The organism is Streptomyces sp. URMC 126, assembly GCF_051386555.1.
GTDB lineage: Bacteria > Actinomycetota > Actinomycetes > Streptomycetales > Streptomycetaceae > Streptomyces.
Genome location: NZ_JBPQTX010000502.1, coordinates 1 through 3,201 on the forward strand (window position 1 = coordinate 1; position 3,201 = coordinate 3,201).

Below are 3,201 nucleotides of genomic sequence, written 5' to 3' on the forward strand. Positions count from 1 at the left end.
GTGGGAGAGAGGGGCCGGGCGGGCGAGGGAGGCTCGGCGGAGGGGGAAGGCTCGGGCGGTACGGACGGCTCGCTCCACCCGGACGTCCCGCCCGTCCCGGAAGCCTCGGGCGCCGCCGCATCCGCTCCCACCGCCTCATCGGATCCGGCCGCATCACCGGGATCGGCCGGCGAGCCGGTCAGCCGTACGGGCCATACGGGCAGTCGGGCCGGTACGCCGCCGGGCGCCTCGGGCTCGTCCGGGCAGACGCCCGAGCGCAGGTCGAAGGCGTGGTGGTACATGGGCGAGACGACGACGGGCACGCCGTCGCGGCTCCCCAGGAGGCCGCGGGAGATCACGTACGCGCCGCTGAACGGATCCCGGTTGCCGACGGCGTACACCTGCCCGGCGCGGTCCCGGAAGACGGCCACCTGCCGGCCGTCGACGAGGGCGGCGACCCCGCGTCCGGGGATCAGGTCGTCGTAGCCGCAGACGGGCGTCCAGCCGGTGCCGGCGTCGACCTCGACGGCGCGGCGGGCGGTCACCGGGCCACCGCCGCGGCGACGGGCTCGCCGTATCCGGCGGACTCGACGGACTCGACGGGCCCGGCGGACCCGACGGGTTCGGCCCTCCCGACGGGGTGGGCGGGCGGCGCGGCCGGGCGGATCCGGCCGGGTTCGCCCTCGAAGCGCACGGCGGGGTCGGGCGTGCCCGGCGCGTTGACGAACGAGACGAAGCGGCGCAGCCGTTCGGGGTCCTCAAGGGTGGCGCGCCACTCGTCCTCGTATGTGGCGACGTGCTGTTCCATGAGGGCGTCGAGGTCGGCGCAGATGCCGAGGGAGTCGTCGACGACGACGGAGCGCAGCCGGTCGAGGCCGCCTTCCATGCGCGCGATCCAGGGGGCGGTGCGCTCCAGCCGGTCGGCGGTGCGGATGTAGAACATCAGGAAGCGGTCGAGGGTGCGGACGAGGGTGTCGCGGTCGGCGTCGGCGAGGAGCAGTTCGGCGTGGCGGGGGGTGGTCCCGCCGTTGCCGCCGACGTAGAGGTTCCAGCCGGCGGCGGTGGCGATGACGCCGAAGTCCTTGCCGCGGGCCTCGGCGCACTCGCGGGCGCAGCCGCTGACGGCGGCCTTGAGCTTGTGCGGGGAGCGCAGGCCGCGGTAGCGGAGTTCGAGTTCGACGGCGAGCGCGACGGAGTCCTGGACGCCGTAGCGGCACCAGACCGAGCCGACGCAGGACTTCACCGTGCGCAGGGCCTTGCCGTAGGCGTGGCCGGACTCGAACCCGGCGTCGACGAGCCGTCGCCAGATGTGCGGGAGCTGGTCGACGGTGGCGCCGAGCAGGTCGATGCGCTGCCCGCCGGTGATCTTCGTGTAGAGGCCGAAGTCGCGGGCGATCTCGCCGAGGACGATGAGTTTCTCCGGTGTGATCTCCCCGGCGGGGACGCGGGGGACGACCGAATAGGAGCCGTTGCGCTGGAGGTTGGCGAGGAAGTGGTCGTTGGTGTCCTGGAGTGCGGCCTGTTCGCCGTCGAGGATGTGGACGGAGTTGCCGAGGCGGGGGTTGAGGGTGGCGAGGATGGAGGCGACGACGGGTTTGCAGGTGTCGCAGCCGTCGCTGCCGTTGGCGTCGCTGCCGTGTTCGTCGATGAGGCGGGAGAAGGTGGTGATACCGGTGACGCTGATGATGTCGAAGAGTTCCGCGCGGGTGTGAGTGAAGTGTTCGCAGAGGCCCTTGGGAGCGGGGTCGGCACCCGCGGGCGTGGTCTCGCCGTCGACGAGCTTGGTCACCATGGAGAGGCAGGAACCGCAGCCCGTACCGGCGTTGGTGTGCCGCTGGACGGCCTTGACGTCTCCGCAGCCGTGGTCGGTGACGGCGGCGCGGATGCAGCCCTTGGTGACGTTGTGGCAGGAGCAGACGATCGTGGTGTCCGGGAGGCTCTCGGGGCCGGGCGCCGCCGCGCCCGCGGCGGAGGCGGGCAGGAGGAGCCGTTCGGGCGGGGTGGTGAGCGGGGTGCCCGCCTCGGCGAGCGGCCGGAGCACGTCGTACGCGTCGGTGTCCCCGACGAGGACGCCGCCGAGCAGCCGGCCGTCGGGGGTGACGACGAGCTTCTTGTACACGCCGTCGCGGCTGTTGGCGTAGCAGACTTCCAGGGCGTCGTCGCCGGTGGCGTGCGCGTCGCCGAAGCTGGCGACGGCGACGCCCAGGAGCTTGAGCCGGGCGGCGGGTGCGGCGCCGGTGAAGCTGCCGTCGCCGCCCGTGATCCGGTCGGCGGCGGCCTCGGCCATCGCGTACCCGGGGGCGACGAGCCCGTGCACCCGGCCGTCGGGGGTCAGCGCGCACTCGCCGACGGCCCAGACGCGGGGGTCGGCGGTGCGGCAGCCGTCGTCCACGACGATGCCACCGCGCTCGCCGACGGGGAGCCCGCAGGCGCGGGCGAGGTCGTCGCGGGGCCGGACGCCGGCGGAGAAGACGACGAGACCGCAGGGGACGACGGTGCCGTCGGAGAGCGTCACGCGGGAGACGGTCCCGTCCGGCCCGGCCTCGACCTCGCGGGCGCCGACGCCGGTGTGCACGACGACGCCCAGCTCCTCGACCTTGCGGCGCAGGACGGCGCCGCCGCCGTCGTCCACCTGGGCGGCCATCAGCCGCGGGGTGAACTCGACGACGTGCGTCTCCAGGCCCAGGGCGCGCAGCGCCCCGGCCGCTTCGAGACCGAGCAGCCCGCCGCCGATCACCAGCCCGGCCCGCACCCCGTCGGCACGGGCGCGGACGCGGAGAGCCTCCAGGTCGTCGATGGTGCGGTAGACGAAGCAGCCGGGGGTGTCGTGGCCGGTGACGGGCGGGACGAACGGACGTGAGCCGGTGGCCAGGACGAGGGTGTCGTACGCGTGCACGGCGCCGGACCGCGTGGTGACCTTGCGGGCGGCGCGGTCCACGGCCGTGACCGGGTCGTCCAGGTGGAGGTCGATGCCGGGGCGTGACGCGAACTCGGGCGTCCAGAGGGAGAGTTCCTCCTCGGAGACGCCGGAGAGGAACGAGGTGAGCCGGACCCGGTCGTAGGCGGGACGCGGCTCTTCCGCGAGGACGGTGACGTGCGGGGCGTCCGCGCCGAGGCCGGCCGTGCGCCGGGCGAGCGCTTCGAGGAAGCGCTGGCCGACCATGCCGTGTCCGATGAGCACGAGGCGGGGCGGGGTGGTGCTGGGGGTGTCTCTTATACACA

1 protein-coding gene and 1 pseudogene are annotated in these 3,201 nt (G+C 74.3%); both read right to left on the bottom strand.

The window, feature by feature from the left end:
• Nucleotides 1–182: 182 nt before the first annotated feature.
• Nucleotides 183–524: pseudogene (nirD, locus tag ACSNOK_RS31990) on the bottom strand (nitrite reductase small subunit NirD); the annotation flags it as partial.
• A complete protein-coding gene (gene nirB / locus ACSNOK_RS31995; protein ID WP_436784293.1) occupies nt 521–3,196 on the bottom strand; it encodes a nitrite reductase large subunit NirB in 2,676 nt (891 codons plus the stop codon). The gene nirB and the pseudogene nirD, both read right to left, overlap by 4 nt.
• Between the last annotated feature and the right edge of the window lie 5 nt (nt 3,197–3,201).